Raw genomic sequence first — 255 nt, 5'->3', positions numbered from 1 at the left:
AGCTTCGGATCGGCTCTGGCCCTGCTCACGAAGCTCCAAGATCTTTGCCTTGAGCGCAGCCGCGCGAGCGTTCTCCTGCGCCCGGAGCGAGTCGGGTGTCCGGCCGTTCTGCACGTACTCCGTACGGTTGCGGAGCCAGTCGGACAGCGGCATCTGCTGCAGGGCATCCATCTGCTCGTTGTACTGACGGTCGTACTCGACCGGGTCGTGCTTCTTGTTCCGCTTGAACGGACGCAAGGTGACATCGAACGTGTC

1 protein-coding gene is annotated in these 255 nt (G+C 62.7%); it reads right to left on the bottom strand.

From position 1 onward, the window contains the following. A partial coding sequence (locus tag KVT44_RS56375; RefSeq protein ID WP_217577050.1) for a polymorphic toxin type 15 domain-containing protein occupies nt 1-237 on the bottom strand: 237 nt, incomplete at its 3' end. Nucleotides 238-255: the final 18 nt, after the last annotated feature.

Origin of the sequence: Streptomyces sp. GbtcB7 (assembly GCF_019091445.1) — a bacterium.
Classification (GTDB): Bacteria; Actinomycetota; Actinomycetes; order Streptomycetales; family Streptomycetaceae; genus Streptomyces; species Streptomyces mirabilis.
Note: the sequence above shows the minus strand (reverse complement) of the source record. Positions and strands in the feature narration are given on the sequence as shown.